The sequence below is a fragment of the Streptomyces sp. NPDC002787 genome (genome assembly GCF_053592095.1).
This window is the reverse complement of the sequence record NZ_JBSFVC010000019.1, coordinates 86,971-104,972: the sequence shown is the minus strand read 5'-3', so window position 1 is coordinate 104,972 and position 18,002 is coordinate 86,971. Positions and strand designations below refer to the sequence as shown.

The following is an 18,002-nucleotide window of genomic DNA, read 5'->3' as shown; positions in this document are numbered from 1 at the left end:
AGCGTCACCGTGTCCCTGCCTTCTTCACCCGCCGGAGTGAGCCCGAACATGAGCACCGCCGCCACCTCAGCCCGCCCCGGCGAGGTCCTCGCCGACCGCCTCCCCGCCGTCGTCGGCGTCCGCTTCCGCGACATCGCGCTGGTGATCGGCGGCGCCGCGCTCACCGGGCTGGCCGCCCAGATCGCTGTGCCCGTGCCGGGCTCCCCGGTCCCGGTCACCGGCCAGACCTTCGCCGCCCTGCTCGTCGGTACCACCCTCGGCGCGGGCCGCGGCGTCGCCGCGCTCGCCCTGTACGCGCTGGCCGGTCTGGCCGGCATGCCGTGGTTCGCGAACGGCACCTCCGGTGTCGGCGTCTCCTTCGGCTACATCCTCGGCATGATCCTCGCCGTCGCGGCCGTGGGCGCCCTGGCCCGCCGCGGTGGCGACCGCTCCACGCTGCGCATGGCGGGCACGATGCTCGTGGGCGAGGCGATCATCTACGCCGTCGGCGTGCCGTACCTCGCCGCCACCGCCGACATCAGCCTGTCCGCCGCCGTCGCGGCCGGCCTCACGCCCTTCCTGATCGGCGACGCCATCAAGGCCGTTCTGGCGATGGGGCTGCTGCCGACGGCGTGGAAGCTCGTGAAGAAGTGACGTCATAGCTCAACACCGTCGTGAGGAGGCGCCGCTCAGGAAGCGGCGCCGTAACCCCCTCCGAAGAGGCTCGCCGGGTCGCACTCCGACCGCGCCACGGCGAGCCTCTTCCGCGTCCGTCATCGCGCTGCGGAGCCGCCGTTCTCGAACCGGGCCCGACGGTGGTTCCACCACAGGCCCGCCGCGCCGGCCGAGATGAGCGCGGCCCCGGCCATGCCGAGCGGCAGGACGCGGTCGGCGGGACCGGTCTGGGGCAGCTCGTCCGGCTTGCCGTCCTTCCCGCCGTCCCCCTTGCCGTTGCCGTCACCGGTGCCGGTGCCGGTGCCGGGGGTGATCGGGCTGTTGTCGGTGCCCAGCAGGAGCGGTGTGGCGGGCTCGTTGGGCGAGGGGTTGGTCGTGCCGAACGGGACCGGCCCCTGCTGCCAGAACGTCTTCGAACCGTCGGAGTTCTGCACCGGCAGACAGATCTTGCCCTGCTCGCTCAGGTCGTACGTGGCCTCGATGGCATAGGTCTTCGACTTTCCGGCCGCCAGATCGTCGATCGCGCACGCGAAACCACTGTTCGCGCCGTCCGGGAGATCCCCTTCAGGGATCGCCGAACACCCTTCGACATTCTTGACCGTCATGCCGTCAAAACCGACCACAAGCAAGCGGATTTCCCCGCTGGCCTTGCTTCCCTCGTTCTTTACGACGCCGGTGATATCCGTTTCCTTGGACTTGTTGTCGACCTTGATCTCCTTGGACAGCAGCGTCGATAGTTTCACTCCTGCCGGCGCCGCGTCCACGGCCTTTCCGCCGTGATTGCTCAATCCTCCCTGGTCATCCGCCGATGCCGTGAAGCCGAGGATCATCACCGACGTGAACGAGGCGGTGAGCAGCGATCCGGCGATGGCGCCCCTGGCCGTCCTGCGACAAGAACTCATGTTCCATCCCCCTTGCGTCCCCCTGGCCGTGCCTGAATTCACGGCCTATGAAGAGGTACCACAAGATTTCTCGGCACTATGCTGGTGCGGCGCGAAGTGTGACCGATGCGCGACTTTTTGGTTCGTCTGTGGCACGTGCGGTCAGTTGTGGAAGGGGGGCATGGGGGTGCCGGAAATAACGCGGGGCGGTGTTCCGGGGCTTATGGTGACCGGCCGTTATTGCCTGGTCGAAAGCATTGGCCAAGGCGGAATGGGCCGGGTCTGGCGGGCCGCCGACGAAATACTCGACCGGCAGGTCGCCGTCAAGGAAATGCGCATCGACGGCCTGGACCCGGAGGACACCCGCACCCGACGCGAGCGAACCCTGCGGGAGGCCAGGGCCACGGCCCGTATCGATCACCCCAACGTCGTACGCATCTACGACGTGGTCGACGAGGGCGAGCGCCTCTGGATCGTCATGGAACTGGTCGACGGCCGCTCCCTGGAACGGCTTCTGATGGAGGACGGCCCCCTCGACGTGCGCGACGCGGCCCGGATCGGACTCGAACTCGCCGACGCGCTGGGCCAGGTGCACGACCAGGGTGTCCTCCACCGCGACATCAAACCGGCCAACGTGCTGATCCAGCGCACGGGCGCCCACCGGGCCGTCCTCACCGACTTCGGCATCGCCGCCATTCAGGACGCCGAGGCCCTGACCATGGCCGGCATGCTCGTCGGCTCGCCCGACTACATGGCGCCCGAGCGCGTCTCCGGCCGCCCCCAGGGCCCACCCTCCGACCTCTGGTCCCTCGGCGCCACCCTCTGCGCCGCCCTCGGCGGACGTTCGCCTTTCTCCCGCGCCACCACCCTCGCCACCCTCCACGCCGTCCTCTACGAGGAGCCGGAACTCCCCGCCACCGCGGGCGCCCTCCACGACGTCCTAGCCGCCCTCCTGCGAAAGCAGCCGGAGTCCCGCCCCGGCCTGCCAGAACTCACCGACACCCTCCGCACCATCAAGACGGCGCCCCGGGTCACCGGGGCGACGAGCCCCCAACCTGGGGCAACGGCCCGGAATCCGGAGGTGACGAGCCCCCAACCCAGGGCGGCGCCACCGAAGCCCGAGGCGGCGAGCCCTCAACCCGGGACGGTGGTCCCGAAACTCGGAGCGGGGAGCAGGCATCATCCCGGGGCCACATCCCCGGACCCCCGAGGGGTGAACCCAGGCCCCGCAAGGGCGAACCCAAGCCCCGAGGCGGCGCCCCCGCCCCCCGAGGCGGCGCCGCCGGACGCCAACGCGGCGCCTCCGCCCCCTGGGCCCGCCCCCACCGCAGCCCCCACCCCGGTGCAGCCGACGCCGACGCTGCGGACCCAGCCCGACCCCGCGCCCGAAGCCCATCCATGGCCCGAGCCGGCCCCAGTCACCGGCAACCCCTACCTCAGCCCCCCGCCCGAGAGCACCTCTCGCCGCTCCTCAAAAGCCCCGCCCGCACGCACCCCTGACTCCCCCTCGGAGGCAGGGCCACCGCCCCCCGCCGGAAGCGACCTGCCCACCCAGCCCAGGCCCAGCCCCATCCCGCCGCTGGAAGCGCCGGAAGCGCCGGAAGCGCCGGAAGCGCCGGAAGCGCCGGAAGCGCCGGAACCGGCAGAATCGTCAGACCCGCCGGAGCCCACAGCCACCCGGCGGAACAAACGCCGCACAGGCCTCCTCGCGGCAGCCGCCGTGGCCGTGACCACCCTGGTCGCCGCAGTCGTCGTACCCCTGATGGGCGGCTCGCCCGACGGCAAGGGCGACAAGGGCGACAAGACGGCGTCCTCGACATCACCGTCCGCCTCCTCCCCGACCGTCGCCGGAACCTCCCGCCCGCCCACGCTCCCGCCCGGCGCCCGCACGGAGGCCGGGGTGTTCGCGTGGGTCCCGCCGGACGGGTTCTCGCGCGAGGTGCACGCCGGCGCGGAGGTGCACTACACCTCGCCGGACGCGCGCCAGGAGATCGTCGGCAAGGCCTCCCTCGCGCGCGGGGACCTCCTGGAGCAGTGGCGGAAGACGGAGGAGAGCACCAGCGAGGGACCGGGATACGAGCGGATCCGTCTGGAGGAGACCGAGTTCCGCGGCAAGCCGGCCGTCGTATGGGAGTACACCGTCACGGCCCAGGACCTGCCCTGGCACGTCCGCTCCCTCGGCTTCAACACCGGCGGCAAGTCCTACCAGCTCACCACCTGGTACCACCCCGACATCGAGGACCGAGCCCTCCCGGTCTACGAGAAGGTGGAGAAGAGCTTCACACCCCTGTGAGGCCCCAAGCCCCAAGCCCCAAGCCCTCGCCCCAAGCCTCCCCACCCCTGGCCCCGGCCCCCTGACCCAGCCACCCCCCGGACGACGGTCCGGGGCCCGGCGGCGTACGACGCCCCCGGACCCCGGACCTCTGATGCGCGGCCGACCGACCCCGCTCAGTGAACCTTGTCGGAGACCTCGGCCGCGGCCTTCCCGCCGCCGACCTTCTCCTTGACCAGCGCGATACCGACGACGATGGCCGCGACCAGCAACGACAGCAGCAGGATCTCCTGGTTGCCGTGCTCGGTGTCGGTGAGCATGTAGCCGAGGACGAAGAGGATCAGCCCGATGGTGGCCCACGTCAGATAGGGATACAGCCACATCTTCACGACGAGCTTCTCCGGCGTCTCCCGCTCGATGATCCTGCGCATCCGGAGCTGCGAGAAGCAGATGACCAGCCACACGAACAGGGCGACCGCACCGGAGGAGTTGACCAGGAAGAGGAAGACCCCCTCGGGGAAGAAGTAGTTGAAGATGACCGCGACGAACCCGAAGACGACCGAGGCGAGGATCGCGGTCATCGGCACACCCCGGCCGTTCGTACGGCCGAACGCACGCGGCGCGTCCCCGCGCTCACCCAGCGAGAAGGCCATGCGGGAGGCCGTGTACAGACCGGAGTTGAGACAGGACAGCACCGAGGTGAGCACGATGAAGTTCATGATCTGCCCGGCGTGCGCGATCCCGAGGGAGTCCAGGGCGGCGACGTAGGAGCCCTTCTCCTTGATCGACGGGTCGTTCCACGGCAGCAGCGCCACGACGACGAAGATCGAGCCGAGGTAGAAGACACCGATCCGCCAGATGATGCTGTTGGTGGACTTGGTGACAGCCTTCTGCGGGTTCTCCGTCTCCCCGGCGGCCAGCGTGGCGATCTCGCTGCCCATGAAGGAGAAGACGACCAGCAGCACGCCGATGAGGATCGCGCCCGCCCCGTTCGGCAGGAACCCGCCGTGGTCGGTCAGATTGGCCAGTCCGGCCTTCTCGGAGTCGGCGCCCGGCAGCAGCCCGAAGACCGCCAGCCCGCCCACCACGATGAACGCGGCGATCGCGACGACCTTGATCCCGGCGAACCAGAACTCGAACTCACCGTAGGAACCGACCGACACCAGGTTCGTGGCGGTCAGCACGACCATCACGATCAGCGCCCAGCCCCACTGCGGCACGGCCGGGATCCAGCCCTCCAGGATCACCGCACCCGCGGTCGCCTCGACCGCGAGCACGACGACCCAGAAGAACCAGTACAGCCAGCCGATGGAGAACCCGGCCCAACGCCCGAGCGCTCGGTCGGCGTGCGCGGAGAACGATCCCGAGGTCGGGTTCGCGGCGGACATCTCACCGAGCATCCGCATCACCAGCACCACCATCGTGCCGACGAGCGCGTACGACAGGAGGATGCCGGGACCGGCCGTGGCGATACCGGAACTCGACCCGACGAACAGGCCCGCGCCGATCACACCACCGATCGCGATCATCGACAGATGACGGTTCTTGAGACCGGCGTGCAGTCCGGGGGAGGGGGGTGAGGAGGAGCCTGAGGTGCCCGTCGGGGACGGGAGAGTCGGCTGCGAGGTCATGGGGGGAGTTTCCTTTGCGCCGTTGTGGGGACTTCCGTGCGTCTGCCCAGCGACTCCCCGATCGACTCTCGTAAGAGGGGGAACGAGAATCGACAACTGAGGGCCGGGTGAACCGCTGTAAAGATCGATCCAGTGAATCGGAGGTAAATGGATTCCTGAACCTTTGAATCCAGATCGTTACTTGAGGTTTACTTGAGGTTCCGTGGTGCAGCTCACGGTTTCATGTGCCCGCACCCCGTCGCGCCGCGCCGAAACGCGCGTGTCACACTCGGACCATGCGCGTCTACCTCGGCTCGGATCACGCCGGCTACGAACTCAAGAACCACCTCGTCGAGTGGCTGAAGGCCGCCGGCCACGAGCCCGTGGACTGTGGGCCCCACATCTACGACGCCCAGGACGACTACCCGCCGTTCTGCCTCCGCGCGGCGGAGCGTACGGCCGCCGACCCCGGCTCCCTCGGCATCGTCATCGGCGGCTCCGGCAACGGGGAGCAGATCGCCGCGAACAAGGTGGCCGGGGTGCGCGCGGCCCTCGCGTGGAGTGCCGAGACCGCGGCGCTCGGGCGCGAGCACAACAACGCGAACGTCGTCGCCGTCGGTGCCCGGATGCACTCCCAGGAGGACGCGACGAAGTTCGTCGAGACGTTCCTCAACACGCCGTTCTCCGGTGACGAGCGTCACATCCGCCGCATCGACATGCTCGCGTCGTACGAGACGACCGGCGACCTGCCGCCGATCCCGGCGCACCACCCCCAGGCGTAGGTTTTCGCGCCCAAGAGCACGGAAGACCTAGCTCGTAGGGCGGCCACCATGGCGCGGGCCGAGAAGCAGGGGCGCAGCCCCTGCTTTTCAGGGGCGCGGGGAACTGCGCGAGCAACCCCCACCCACCCGCACCCGAAAACACACCCCGGACCACCCCCCGACCACCCTGCCGAACCGCCGGAGGCCCCCGTGCCGGAGGGGCACACCATCCACCGCCTCGCCGAGGACTACCTCGCACACTTCGGCGGCCGGAACGCCCACGTCACGAGCCCCCAGGGCAAGTTCGCCGACGCGGCGGCCCTCCTCACGGGCACCCCGCTCACCACGGCCGAGGCCCACGGCAAGCACCTCTTCCTGCACTTCGGCGACGCGGACGCCGAGGAATGGGTCCACATCCACCTGGGCCTCTTCGGCAAGGTGAACTTCGGCGACGCCCCCGCGCCCCCGCCCACGGACACCGTCCGCCTCCGCCTGCGCAACGACACCTCGTACGTGGACCTCCGCGGCCCGACGACCTGCGCCCTCATCACCGACGCCGAGAAGCAGGCCGTACACGCCCGCCTCGGCCCGGACCCCCTACGCCCCGACGCCGACCCCGCCCGCGCGTACGCCCGTGTCTCCCGCAGCCGTACGACGATCGCCGCGCTCCTGATGGACCAGAAGATCATCGCGGGCGTCGGCAACGTCTACCGCGCGGAGGTCCTCTTCCGGCACGGCATCGACCCGTACCGCGCGGGCAAGGACATCACCCCGGCCGAATGGGACACGATCTGGGCCGACCTCGTCGGCCTCATGCGCGAGGGCGTCCGCGACAACCGCATCGACACCGTCCGCCCGGAACACACCCCGCAGGCCATGGGCCGGCCGCCCCGCGTCGACGACCACGGCGGCGAGGTGTACGTGTACCGCAGGGCCCATCTCCCCTGCCACATCTGTGGCGGCGAGATCCGCACCGCCGATCTCGCCGCCCGCAACCTCTTCTGGTGCCCGACCTGCCAGCAGCGCTGAAGCGCTAGAACCCGTGCGGAAGCCAGGGCGCCTGCCCCGGCGCGAAGAACGCCGTGGACGCCTCCGCCAGCGCCCCCTGCCGCGACTCCCGCACCCGCCCGGCCGCCGCCAGGGACGCGAGGCTCACACCACCCAGATAGGCCGACCCCAACTCCCGTACGGATAGGGAGAGATCGGCGGCATCGGCGGTCCGCTCGCAGGTCGCACCCTTCGAGTCGCCGGTGAGCCGCCAACGCCCCTCGTTCCACGGGCAGAAGGAGTCCTCGACCTCGAACACCACGTCCAGCGGCGCCTGATAGGTCCGCGCCCGCAAGGCCGCGCCGACGTCCACGAGCCGTACGTGCAGGTCGTCCTTGATGTGCAGCCCGCAGCGGCGGACGTCCGACACCAGATGCAGCGCCGGCTCGTCGACGGGCAGCCGGTGGGCGACGACGCACTGCGTGAGGTCGATGTCGAAGAGGAACCGCCACAACGCGGCGCGCGCGGCGGGATCCACGGCCTCCAGCACACTCAGCATGACGACCCCCTGCGGCCCGGCCGGCCCCCAGTCGGGCTTGACGCGGAACCGCGCGTACCCGACCACCTCGGAACCGGAACCGTCTCCGTCGACCCGCTCGGCCACCACGCACTGCAACGGCGACGCCCCGTCCCGATGGCGCTCCGTGTCGAGCAGGTCCACCCGCTCCCAGCCCGGCTGCCGCGCGAGCATCCCCGGCCGCTCCGGCACCCGGCGGGCGTACACCGCCTCGCACAGGTCGAGCACTTCGGCCGGGTCCGCGTACCGCAGCCGTACGTCATCGGTGCCCGGCGGTACGGACAGCCGTACCCGGGTGGTGTCGATGTCGGCGCTGAGCCGGTGGGTCGCGATGCCGTACCCGAACCGGCCGTAGATCGCCGGCTCGGACGCGGTCAGCACCGCCAGCGGCTCGCCCCAGGAACGGATGTCGTCCAACTGCCGCCGCATCATGGACGTCAGGACGCCGCGCCGCCGGTGCGTGGCCGCGACGCCGACCATCGTGACGCCCGCCGCCGGGACGACGGCACCGCCCGGGACCGTGATGCGGAAGTCGAACGCCCCCGCCGTACCTACGCATTGGTCGCCGTCCCACACACCGACGGAGCGGTCGTACGGCGTGAGTGCCTGCCATAACTCCCGTTCCTCGGCCGGTTCCGGGACTCCGCCGAAGGCGCGGATGAAGTTCTCGTACCAGACGTTCCAGTCTTCCTTGCGCAGCGCCCGCAGCTCAGTCGTCATGCGCCATGCCTAGCAGGGCGATCCGGTACGGGCGAGCGAATTTCCCCCTCGCGTCGAGGAGTGCCGTGGGATCCTTCCCAGGTGCCGCACGGAGGGCGCACGGGGGCGGCAGGACGCGTTCCGGTGTGAGATCTGTGTGAGATTCGTCGTGAACCGGACCTCGGAAGGGGGACAAGTGGGACCTCCTGTGCACAGGGGCTGGTCCGATGGATAAGGTCCCGAACAATGGCAGCAGGACGAGAGCGGCGCGCGGCGGCCGATACGTTCACGGCCCGGATGAAGAAGCTGGTTCACCGGGCCCGCACCGGCGTGCGCAAATCCGCCGTCGACTACTTCCGCGGGGACGGCTCCGACTGGATCGCCCTGGCCGGTCTGCTGCTGATGATCCCGCTGATCGCCTGCCTCACGATGGTCAACGCGGTCTGGTTCTCACCCGCCGTCCTCGTCCTCCCCATCGTCGCGGGCGGCCTGCTGCTCCGCCCGGCCAGCCTCCTCGGTCTGTACGCGGCCGCCGCGACCGCGCTGATCGTGGAGTCCGTGCGGCTCGGCCCCTACACCGAGGGCCCGGCCCGGGTGACGCCCGGCATAGTGCTCGTGGTCGCCGCCTGCGGTTTCTTCGGTCTCCTCATCGCCCAGTTCCGCAGCCGCGTCGGCGTCCCCTGGCGGCGCGGCGGCACCATGCTCTTCGACCTGCGTGAACGCATCCGTGTGCAGAGCAAGTTGCCGCAGCTGCCGGCCGGCTGGCACCGCGAGATGGCCCTGCGTCCGGCGGGCGGCCAGTCCTTCTCGGGCGACTTCGTCGTGGCCGCCCGTACGAACGGCGGTCGCACCCTCGAAGTCGTCCTCACCGACGTCTCCGGCAAGGGCATGGACGCGGGCTCCCGCGCCCTGCTCCTCTCCGGTGCCTTCGGCGGTCTGCTGGGATCGCTCCCACCGCACGCGTTCCTCCCGGCGGCCAACGGTTATCTCCTGCGCCAGGACTGGGACGAGGGCTTCGCGACCTCCATCCACCTCGTCCTCGACCTCGACTCCGGCGACTACGAACTCTTCTCCGCCGGCCACCCGCCGGGCCTCCAGCTCAGCGCGGGCACCGGCCGCTGGGAGGAGAAGGCCGCCGAGGGCCCCCTCCTGGGTGTCTACGACGGCGCCCAGTTCGACCCCGTCAAGGGCTCTTTGCGCCCCGGCGACGTGCTGATGCTCTTCACCGACGGCCTCGTCGAGACCTCCGACCGGGACATCGTCGAAGGCATCGACCGCCTCACCGGCGAGGCCGACCGCTATGTCGCCGGAGGCTTCCACGGCGCCGCCTGGCACCTCATCGAGGCGGTCGCCAAGGACGTCAACGACGACAGGGCCCTCCTCCTGATCAGCCGAGAGGGCTCTACGCCCACCAGGTAGCGGGGGCGCAGCCCCTGCTTTTCAGGGGCGCGGGGAACTGCGCGAGCAACCACGACAGGAGCTGACCCCGATGCCAACCCCCCTCTCCCTCCCCGAAGTAGAGACCCTCGCCCGCACCGCCCACGCCACCCAGACCGACAAGGCGGGCCGCCCCTACACCGAGCACCTCCAGGCGGTGGCCCACGGCGTCATGGCGAGAGGCGGCGACACGGACCAGATCGCCGCAGCCTGGCTGCACGACGCGGTGGAGGACAACGCCCTCACCGAGCACTGGTTGGCCGAGGCACCCCTGACCCCCCGCACGAAGGCCATCGTGCTGGCCCTCACCAAACGCCCCGGCGAGCCCCCGGAGGCGTACGCCGCCCGTATCCTCGCCACCCCGGGCGCCCTCCTCGTCAAACAGTCGGACCTGGCGCACAACGCGAACCCGGCCCGCCTCACCGTCCTGGACGAGCCCACCCGCACCCGGCTGACCCACAAGTACGCCCACATGCGAAACCTCCTCGGCCTGCCGGACGAACCGGCGGCCGAGGAGGCGAGGTGACGCACCACGGAGGTGAACGGGGCCACGCCCCGCGAGGCTAGGCCTTGGCCCCGACCTTCCCTCGCTCGCGGGCCAGCTCGGTGGCGTCCCGCTTGAACGCCCACTCCATCTTGGGCTCCATGGCGAACCGGAACATCCGCTGCACCGGCGGGGCGCACAGCACGGTGATGACGGCCGCCGCGAGGAGCGTGACGAAGAGCTCGCCGAGCGGCTGGTACACCCACGCGTTGGCGTCGTACCAGTCCCAGAAGCGCGAGCCCTTCGCGAGGAACCCGTGCAGCAGGTAGCCGTACAGCGTGCCCGCGCCCAGGACGGTGAACCACATCTTCCGCCGGGGCACCCAGGCGAAGAAGCACGTGGTGAGCGCCATGGAGCAGCCGAACAGAGCGAAGGTCATGACGACCCCGGCCCACCAGGGCGCGCCCAACTCCTGTGCGCTGTCGCGGTGGTAGAACCAGGCGGAGTTCATGTGCGGGCCCACCCAGTACGCCAGCGCCAGCGCGCTCGCGGCCACCGGCACCGACAGGATCCGCACCTCACGGCGCCGCATGAACTGGAAGTGCGCGGGCTTCATGAAGAGACCGACGACAAAGAACGGCAGGAACTGCAGCGCGCGTTGCAGATCCAGGTCGTCGCCGATGTCGGGGGAGACGGAGGCGAGCGCCGCGATGCCCAGCGCCACCGGGATCGGCCAGCGCACCACCTTCCACAGCGGCGTCGTCAGCCGCCACACGAACAGCGCGATCAGGAACCAGGTGAGATACCAGGGGTCCAGCAGGCTGATCGGGTGCGAGGGGTCGTCGTCGGCGTACCGCTTGAAGAGGGAGTACGCGACCTCGAAGAGGACGTACGGCACGGCTATGCCGGTGATCAGCCGACGCAGCCGGTCGGGGCGCATGTCGAAACTGCGCGAGAAGTAGCCGGAGATGATGATGAACGCCGGCATGTGGAACGTGTATACGACCATGTACAGCGCCTCGGCGGCACGGCTGTGGTCCGTCAGCGGCTGCCACGCGTGTCCCATCGCGACGAGCACGATGGCGAGGTACTTGGCGTTGTCGAAGAACGCGTCACGTTGTTTGGCCGGCCTGGCCTCCGGGGAGGCGCCACTCGGCGTCGGGTGGGGGGACGAGGACTTCAGCGAGCGCGGACTCGGCACTCCGTCCGTCGGCGACTGTGGTGCGTGTGCCGGGGGGAGCGGCGCCCTGGGCTGGCCGTGCGGTCGCAGCGAGTTCGTCACAGACCCTCCCGCCGGAGACTCCGGGGGACGGTCCGAGCACTCGCTGCGCAAGTGGGGGACGAGGCAGCGGTGAACATCTGAGGCACCCTAGCGTTGTCTGTGCGATTCCGTAAAACCACCGACGTGAATCCTGTATTGAGGGGTACGTGTCACCTGCGAGTACCCCGGATTCGGTGAAGTTTTCCTCGGGCAGAGCATCACCGTGCGTACACCGCAGGGCATATGACGTGCGATGACACGCGGCGACATGCGACCCTTCTGTCCGTATTCATCCCGACTAAATGGTGCATAACATGCGCAGGCGACTCCGGTGAAATGTCCGGTTAATTGCGCGCCTGACTGCGGCAGTTGGTGTGTCCGTGGCAACAATTCGGATTACCTGCGGACGCGATGTGTGTGCACTGCAATGATCACGTCGAATTCGCCCTCGGCACCCACTCGTTGACCGAAGGCGCACGCGGGCGCGCCGGTCGCCGTGGCCGACGTTGTCCCACCGGCCGCATACGAAGGCCTGGTTGGTGGCACGATGGTTCTGGCGGGGTGCGCGTGGGGTCGGCGCCCCGGGCCGGGAGTGCGGACCGACCGAGGGTGTGATCTGTGTGGCCATTTCGCTGTCAGTGGTGCTCTTGCTGGGGATCATCCTGGTGGTTCTGATGCGAGGAGGGACGATCAAGGCCGGACCGGCGGTCGTCGCCATCCTCTTCGGCTTCTTCCTCGCCTCGACGGGCATGGCCGACGACATCCAACGCTTCCTGAACTCGATAGCGGACACGATCAACTCGATCCAGTTCTAGTGACCGCCCGGACGCGTAGCGTGCTCGGACCGTGTCGTCCGCCCCTCGGCGAGGCGACACCGCGAAGCGACGAAAAAACCTCCGGCCCGGTTTCGAGGAGTCCCTCGAAACCGGGCCGGAGGCCGTTGGAGCGGGCGACGGGAATCGAACCCGCGTAGCTAGTTTGGAAGACTAGGGCTCTACCATTGAGCTACGCCCGCACAGCGCGCCGCAGGTCGCAGGACCGCGGCACAGAAGGCATCGTAGCGGGTCGGGTGCCCCCGCCGCACACCCCTTCCGGGCCGCGCCCGTCGCCCGCCGTCGCACGCGCCCGCGCACTCGGTAAATGCGGCAACCGCACGGCCTGCGGGCATGTACCCTACGTGTCGCACCAGACGGGGTGTGGCGCAGCTTGGTAGCGCGTCCGCTTTGGGAGCGGAAGGCCGTGGGTTCAAATCCCGCCACCCCGACCACCGTGCCGGACGGCGCGCCCGCCACCGGCAAGATCACCTTTTGGGGCGTGTACCGCCTGCGGTTACTATGCAAGCTGCGCGCCCGTGTGTCTGCACTCTCACGTCTCTCAAGGGCCGCGAATCCGCTGAGGCCCTGCCGCATCCGGCAGGGGACCACCCAGCAGAACCCGAAGAAGTCAGCCCCCAAGGAGACCGAACCGTGAAGAGCGCCGTGGAGACCCTGAACCCGACCCGGGTTCGGCTCAGCATCGAGGTGCCCTTCGAGGAGCTCAAGGACAGCCTCGACGCGGCGTACAAGAAGATCAACCAGCAGGTCACGGTGAAGGGCTTCCGCAAGGGCAAGATCCCGGCCCGCGTCATCGACCAGCGGTTCGGCCGCGGTGCGGTCCTGGAGGAGGCGGTCAACGACGCGCTTCCGAAGTTCTACACCGACGCGGTCAACGAGGCCGAGCTCAACGTCCTGGGCCAGCCCGAGGTCGACATCACGGAGCTGAAGGACGGCGAGACGCTGAACTTCACCGCCGAGGTCGACGTCCGCCCGACCATCGAGATCCCGGACTACTCCGGCATCGAGGTCGAGGTCGACGCCGTCGAGGTCACCGACGAGGACATCGACAAGGCGGTCGAGCAGCTGCGCGAGCGCTTCGCCTCCACCTCCCCGGTCGAGCGCGCCGCCGAGGACGGCGACGTCGTCACCATCGACCTGCAGGCCAAGGTCGACGGCGAGATCCTGGAGGACGGAGTCGCCGAGGGCGTCTCCTACACCATCGGCTCCGGCGAGCTGCTGGACGGCATCGACGACGCCGTGAAGGGACTGGAGGCCGGGGCCGAGACCACCTTCACCTCCGAGCTCAAGGGCGGCTCGGCGGCCGGCAAGGAGGCCGAGGTCACCGTCAAGGTCACCCAGGTCGCCGCCCGCGAGCTCCCGGAGCTGGACGACGAGTTCGCCCAGCTCGCCTCCGAGTTCGACACCCTCGAGGAGCTGCGCGCCGACAGCCGCAAGCGCCTGGAGGACATGAAGCAGTACGACCAGGCCACGCAGGCCCAGGAGCGCGTCCTGGAGAAGCTGCTGGAGCTCGTCGAGGTGCCCGTCCCCGAGAAGCTGCTCGAGGACGAGATCAACACCCGCAAGCACAACCTGGAGCACCACCAGCTCGGCCAGATGGGTCTCGACCTCGAGAAGTACCTCGAGATCCAGGGCAAGACGGTCGAGGAGTTCGACGCCGAGACCAAGGAAGCGGCCGTCAAGGGCATCAAGACCCAGTTCGTCCTCGACGAGCTGGTGTCCAAGGAGAAGCTGAACGTCAACCAGGAGGAGCTCACCGAGCACCTCATGCGCCGCGCGGCCTCCTCCGGCATGTCCCCGGACCAGTTCGCCCAGGCCGTCGTCCAGAACAACCAGGTCCAGCTCCTCGTCGGCGAGGTCGCCCGCGGCAAGGCCCTGGCCCTCGTCGTCGAGTCCTCCACGGTGAAGGACACCAACGGCGAGCTCGTCGACCTGGACGACGAGGAGGAAGAGGGCACCGAGGAGACCCCGGCCGCGGCCGAGGCCGCCGAGGAGGCCCCCGACGCCGCCGCCGAGGCCGAGGACAAGAACGAGGCCTGATCACCCCCGGTAGTCGGATGGCTTTCGACGGGCCCCTGGATCACTTGTGACCCAGGGGCCCGTCGGCCTACCCAGGGGCGCGGGGAACTGCGCGACCAGCCATGTACGAGCCGCAGACGCGTCTGCCACGCCAGGTGCGTCGGCGGTGCGCCTTGTTCGTGGCCGGTCGCGCGGTTCCCCGCGCCCCTTCGGCGTGCCGATGGCGACGAGGCGCCCCCTGCTCGGCCCAGCGGAGCGCATGCGCTGACAGCGAACAGTTCCCCCTGCGGGATTCACCGGCGGAGCCACCGCGTTAGGGTCCATGAATACGAGGGCGGAGCCGTCGGCGAAACGGCTCGGCCCCCGGAAGGGAAACGTGAAGACGGCCCGGCGCCGTCGTAAGACGAGCAGGTGGATACGTGACGAATCTGATGCCCTCCGCCGCCGGCGAGCCTTCCATCGGCGGTGGCCTCGGCGACCATGTCTACAACCGGCTGCTCAACGAGCGGATCATCTTCCTCGGCCAGCCGGTCGACGACGACATCGCGAACAAGATCACCGCACAGCTGCTGCTCCTTGCCGCCGACCCGGACAAGGACATTTACCTGTACATCAACAGCCCGGGCGGTTCGATCACGGCCGGCATGGCGATCTACGACACCATGCAGTACATCAAGAACGACGTGGTGACCATCGCCATGGGTCTCGCGGCCTCGATGGGCCAGTTCCTGCTCAGCGCGGGCACTCCGGGCAAGCGCTTCGCCCTGCCGAACGCCGAGATCCTGATCCACCAGCCCTCCGCGGGCCTGGCCGGCTCCGCCTCGGACATCAAGATCCACGCCGAGCGGCTGCTGCACACCAAGAAGCGCATGGCCGAGCTCACGTCCCAGCACACGGGCCAGTCGGTCGAGCAGATCACCCGTGACTCGGACCGTGACCGCTGGTTCGACGCCTTCGAGGCCAAGGCCTACGGCCTCATCGACGACGTCATCGCCACCGCGGCGGGCATGCCGGGCGGCGGCGGCACCGGGGCCGGGCAGGCGTGACGGCACCCGCCGGCACGCACACCCCCGTAACGCTCCCAGCCGACCGCCTCAGCCCCTCTCAGGCTCCCAGGAGACCACAGTGAACGACTTCCCCGGCAGCGGCCTCTACGAAAGCGCACGCTCCCAGTACGCGGGCCCCACGGCCGAGTCCCGCTATGTCATCCCCCGCTTCGTCGAGCGCACCTCGCAGGGCATCCGCGAGTACGACCCGTACGCGAAGCTCTTCGAAGAGCGGGTGATCTTCCTCGGCGTGCAGATCGACGACGCCTCCGCCAACGACGTCATGGCGCAGCTGCTGTGCCTGGAGTCGATGGACCCCGACCGGGACATCTCGGTCTACATCAACAGCCCCGGCGGCTCCTTCACGGCGCTCACGGCCATCTACGACACGATGCAGTTCGTGAAGCCCGACATCCAGACGGTCTGCATGGGCCAGGCGGCCTCCGCCGCCGCGATCCTGCTGGCCGCAGGTACGCCGGGCAAGCGCATGGCCCTGCCGAACGCCCGCGTCCTGATCCACCAGCCGTACAGCGAGACGGGCCGCGGTCAGGTCTCCGACCTGGAGATCGCCGCCAACGAGATCCTCCGCATGCGCGCGCAGCTGGAGGAGATGCTGGCCAAGCACTCGACCACGCCGATCGAGAAGATCCGCGAGGACATCGAGCGCGACAAGATCCTCACGGCCGAGGACGCCCTGTCGTACGGCCTGATCGACCAGATCATCTCCACGCGGAAGATGAACAACGCAGACGTCCGCTGACGGCGGAAAGGCTGTATTGTCTGCCGCCCCTTGGCATGGTTGGCACCGTTCGACCCAGTGCACTACAAGGCGCACGACCAAGCGAACCATGCCAAGGGGGGCCCGAACGGGGGGCCCGGCAAGGTACCGTCGACATAAGGCAGCACCAGGAGTCGCTGGACAGCAACTGTCCAGTCCTCTCCCAGGCGAAGGGGAAGCACACCGTGGCACGCATCGGTGACGGCGGCGATCTGCTCAAGTGCTCGTTCTGCGGCAAGAGCCAGAAGCAGGTCAAGAAGCTCATCGCAGGGCCCGGTGTGTACATCTGCGACGAGTGCATCGACCTCTGCAACGAGATCATCGAAGAGGAGCTCGCGGAGACCAGCGAGGTCCGCTGGGAGGAGCTCCCGAAGCCCCGCGAGATCTACGAGTTCCTCGAGGGCTACGTGGTCGGCCAGGAGCCGGCCAAGAAGGCCCTCTCCGTCGCGGTGTACAACCACTACAAGCGGGTCCAGGCCGGTGAGAACGGCGGCGGCCAGAGCCGCGAGGACGCCATCGAGTTGGCGAAGTCCAACATCCTGCTGCTGGGCCCGACGGGCTCCGGCAAGACCCTCCTCGCCCAGACGCTCGCCCGCATGCTGAACGTCCCGTTCGCCATCGCCGACGCGACGGCGCTCACGGAGGCGGGCTACGTCGGCGAGGACGTCGAGAACATCCTGCTGAAGCTCATCCAGGCGGCCGACTACGACGTCAAGAAGGCCGAGACGGGCATCATCTACATCGACGAGATCGACAAGGTGGCCCGAAAGAGCGAAAACCCGTCCATCACCCGCGATGTATCGGGCGAGGGCGTCCAGCAGGCCCTGCTGAAGATCCTGGAAGGCACGACGGCCTCCGTCCCGCCGCAGGGCGGGCGCAAGCACCCCCACCAGGAATTCATCCAGATCGACACCACGAACGTCCTCTTCATCGTCGGCGGCGCCTTCGCCGGTCTGGAGAAGATCATCGAGTCCCGGGCCGGCGCGAAGGGCATCGGCTTCGGCGCGACGATCCGCTCCAAGCGCGAGCTGGAGTCCAAGGACCAGTTCGAGGACGTCATGCCGGAGGACCTGGTCAAGTTCGGCATGATCCCGGAGTTCATCGGCCGTCTGCCCGTCATCACCTCGGTCCACAACCTGGACCGCGAGGCCCTCCTCCAGATCCTCATCGAGCCCCGCAACGCCCTGGTCAAGCAGTACCAGCGCCTCTTCGAACTCGACGGCGTGGAGCTGGACTTCGAACGCGAGGCCCTGGAAGCCATCGCCGACCAGGCCATCCTCCGCCAGACCGGCGCGCGCGGCCTGCGCGCCATCATGGAGGAAGTCCTGATGTCGGTGATGTACGAGGTCCCGTCCCGCAAGGACGTGGCCCGAGTAGTCATCACGGCGGACGTCGTCCACTCGAACGTGAACCCGACGCTCATTCCCCGCGACGCGCGCGGGCGGGGCCCGGGGGAGCAGAAGACGGCGTAAACAGTCGGGCAGGACGACGGGAAGGGGCGCCCCACCGGGCGCCCCTTTTTGGCTGTCTGTCGCTCGCCTATGACAGGGACAGGCACCCTACTCGGCTAGCGAACGCAGGTCCCTGCAATCCACTTCGGGGGGACCACGAAACCGTTCGATATGCGCACCCATTGCCTAGAACGGGTGCCGCATGCTGTATAGGTGCTGCCGGTATTTGTGGTGAGATAGATGCAGACCAGG

At 69.1% G+C, this 18,002-nt stretch carries 15 protein-coding genes and 2 tRNA genes; 12 read left to right on the top strand and 5 right to left on the bottom strand.

All coding sequences use genetic code 11. The annotated features are described in order from the left end of the window. Positions 1-48 precede the first annotated feature (48 nt). Entirely contained in the window at positions 49-633 is a 585-nt protein-coding gene (locus tag ACWD26_RS26235; RefSeq protein ID WP_451274070.1) for a biotin transporter BioY, read from the top strand. Positions 634-752: 119 nt separating this feature from the next. On the opposite strand, the gene ACWD26_RS26230 is transcribed toward ACWD26_RS26235, so the two are convergent. Beyond that, positions 753-1,556, bottom strand: a complete 804-nt coding sequence (locus tag ACWD26_RS26230; protein ID WP_451274223.1) for a cell wall protein — start codon at positions 1,554-1,556, stop codon at positions 753-755. Between the two features lie 250 nt (positions 1,557-1,806). Here ACWD26_RS26230 and ACWD26_RS26225 point away from each other — a divergent pair, with 250 nt between their 5' ends. Then, entirely contained in the window at positions 1,807-3,828 is a 2,022-nt protein-coding gene (locus tag ACWD26_RS26225; protein WP_451274068.1) for a protein kinase domain-containing protein, read from the top strand. A 155-nt stretch (positions 3,829-3,983) separates the two neighbouring features. Here the strand turns inward: ACWD26_RS26225 and ACWD26_RS26220 are convergent, their stop codons facing one another. Then, on the bottom strand, positions 3,984-5,438 hold the full coding sequence (locus tag ACWD26_RS26220) for an amino acid permease (protein ID WP_451274066.1): 1,455 nt from the start codon (positions 5,436-5,438) through the stop codon (positions 3,984-3,986). Between the two features lie 275 nt (positions 5,439-5,713). Here ACWD26_RS26220 and ACWD26_RS26215 point away from each other — a divergent pair, with 275 nt between their 5' ends. Both ACWD26_RS26215 and ACWD26_RS26210 read left to right on the top strand, forming a co-directional pair. Beyond that, positions 5,714-6,199 carry a ribose-5-phosphate isomerase gene (locus ACWD26_RS26215; RefSeq protein ID WP_391802707.1) on the top strand — a complete coding sequence of 162 codons (486 nt, stop codon included), beginning with the start codon at positions 5,714-5,716 and terminating at the stop codon, positions 6,197-6,199. A 189-nt stretch (positions 6,200-6,388) separates the two neighbouring features. After that, the gene (locus ACWD26_RS26210; RefSeq protein WP_451274063.1) at positions 6,389-7,207 is read left to right on the top strand and encodes an Fpg/Nei family DNA glycosylase; all 819 of its coding nucleotides are present in this window, start codon (positions 6,389-6,391) and stop codon (positions 7,205-7,207) included. Between the two features lie 4 nt (positions 7,208-7,211). Here the strand turns inward: ACWD26_RS26210 and ACWD26_RS26205 are convergent, their stop codons facing one another. After that, positions 7,212-8,462 carry a GNAT family N-acetyltransferase gene (locus ACWD26_RS26205; RefSeq protein WP_451274061.1) on the bottom strand — a complete coding sequence of 417 codons (1,251 nt, stop codon included), beginning with the start codon at positions 8,460-8,462 and terminating at the stop codon, positions 7,212-7,214. Between the two features lie 225 nt (positions 8,463-8,687). On the opposite strand from ACWD26_RS26205, the gene ACWD26_RS26200 reads away from it, so the two are divergent. Further along, a complete protein-coding gene (locus ACWD26_RS26200) occupies positions 8,688-9,860 on the top strand; it encodes a PP2C family protein-serine/threonine phosphatase (protein ID WP_451274059.1) in 1,173 nt (390 codons plus the stop codon). 70 nt (positions 9,861-9,930) lie between these two features. Continuing rightward, positions 9,931-10,404, top strand: a complete 474-nt coding sequence (locus ACWD26_RS26195; RefSeq protein ID WP_451274057.1) for an HD domain-containing protein — start codon at positions 9,931-9,933, stop codon at positions 10,402-10,404. Positions 10,405-10,441: 37 nt separating this feature from the next. Here ACWD26_RS26195 and ACWD26_RS26190 read toward each other — a convergent pair whose 3' ends face one another. Further along, on the bottom strand, positions 10,442-11,644 hold the full coding sequence (locus ACWD26_RS26190; RefSeq protein WP_451274055.1) for an acyltransferase family protein: 1,203 nt from the start codon (positions 11,642-11,644) through the stop codon (positions 10,442-10,444). Between the two features lie 599 nt (positions 11,645-12,243). On the opposite strand from ACWD26_RS26190, the gene ACWD26_RS26185 reads away from it, so the two are divergent. Next, positions 12,244-12,438 (top strand): hypothetical protein, encoded by a 195-nt coding sequence (locus ACWD26_RS26185; protein ID WP_033526477.1) that lies wholly within the window; start codon positions 12,244-12,246, stop codon positions 12,436-12,438. 126 nt (positions 12,439-12,564) lie between these two features. Here the strand turns inward: ACWD26_RS26185 and ACWD26_RS26180 are convergent. Next, positions 12,565-12,638: transfer RNA gene (locus tag ACWD26_RS26180), tRNA-Gly, on the bottom strand. A 175-nt stretch (positions 12,639-12,813) separates the two neighbouring features. On the opposite strand from ACWD26_RS26180, the gene ACWD26_RS26175 reads away from it, so the two are divergent. From ACWD26_RS26175 to clpX, 5 genes are all read left to right on the top strand, one after another. Further along, positions 12,814-12,890 (top strand) — tRNA-Pro (locus ACWD26_RS26175). A gap of 199 nt (positions 12,891-13,089) precedes the next feature. Continuing rightward, the gene (gene tig / locus ACWD26_RS26170) at positions 13,090-14,496 is read left to right on the top strand and encodes a trigger factor (protein WP_451274053.1); all 1,407 of its coding nucleotides are present in this window, start codon (positions 13,090-13,092) and stop codon (positions 14,494-14,496) included. A 410-nt stretch (positions 14,497-14,906) separates the two neighbouring features. Continuing rightward, complete coding sequence (locus ACWD26_RS26165) at positions 14,907-15,521, top strand: ATP-dependent Clp protease proteolytic subunit (RefSeq protein ID WP_239760336.1); 615 nt, start codon at positions 14,907-14,909, stop codon at positions 15,519-15,521. Positions 15,522-15,600: 79 nt separating this feature from the next. Beyond that, on the top strand, positions 15,601-16,281 hold the full coding sequence (locus ACWD26_RS26160; RefSeq protein ID WP_451274051.1) for an ATP-dependent Clp protease proteolytic subunit: 681 nt from the start codon (positions 15,601-15,603) through the stop codon (positions 16,279-16,281). A 203-nt stretch (positions 16,282-16,484) separates the two neighbouring features. After that, on the top strand, positions 16,485-17,771 hold the full coding sequence (gene clpX, locus ACWD26_RS26155; protein WP_451274049.1) for an ATP-dependent Clp protease ATP-binding subunit ClpX: 1,287 nt from the start codon (positions 16,485-16,487) through the stop codon (positions 17,769-17,771). The last annotated feature ends 231 nt before the right edge of the window (positions 17,772-18,002 follow it).

Bases quoted from the DNA above. Each gene is read 5' to 3' on its own strand.
- ACWD26_RS26230 (WP_451274223.1), bottom strand. From the start codon at position 1,556: ATGAGTTCTTGTCGCAGGACGGCCAGGGGCGCCATCGCCGGATCGCTG.
- ACWD26_RS26195 (WP_451274057.1), top strand. From the start codon at position 9,931: ATGCCAACCCCCCTCTCCCTCCCCGAAGTAGAGACCCTCGCCCGCACC.
- ACWD26_RS26200 (WP_451274059.1), top strand. From the start codon at position 8,688: ATGGCAGCAGGACGAGAGCGGCGCGCGGCGGCCGATACGTTCACGGCC.
- ACWD26_RS26225 (WP_451274068.1), top strand. From the start codon at position 1,807: ATGGGCCGGGTCTGGCGGGCCGCCGACGAAATACTCGACCGGCAGGTC.
- ACWD26_RS26165 (WP_239760336.1), top strand. From the start codon at position 14,907: ATGCCCTCCGCCGCCGGCGAGCCTTCCATCGGCGGTGGCCTCGGCGAC.
- ACWD26_RS26235 (WP_451274070.1), top strand. From the start codon at position 49: ATGAGCACCGCCGCCACCTCAGCCCGCCCCGGCGAGGTCCTCGCCGAC.
- ACWD26_RS26220 (WP_451274066.1), bottom strand. From the start codon at position 5,438: ATGACCTCGCAGCCGACTCTCCCGTCCCCGACGGGCACCTCAGGCTCC.
- ACWD26_RS26205 (WP_451274061.1), bottom strand. From the start codon at position 8,462: ATGACGACTGAGCTGCGGGCGCTGCGCAAGGAAGACTGGAACGTCTGG.
- ACWD26_RS26215 (WP_391802707.1), top strand. From the start codon at position 5,714: ATGCGCGTCTACCTCGGCTCGGATCACGCCGGCTACGAACTCAAGAAC.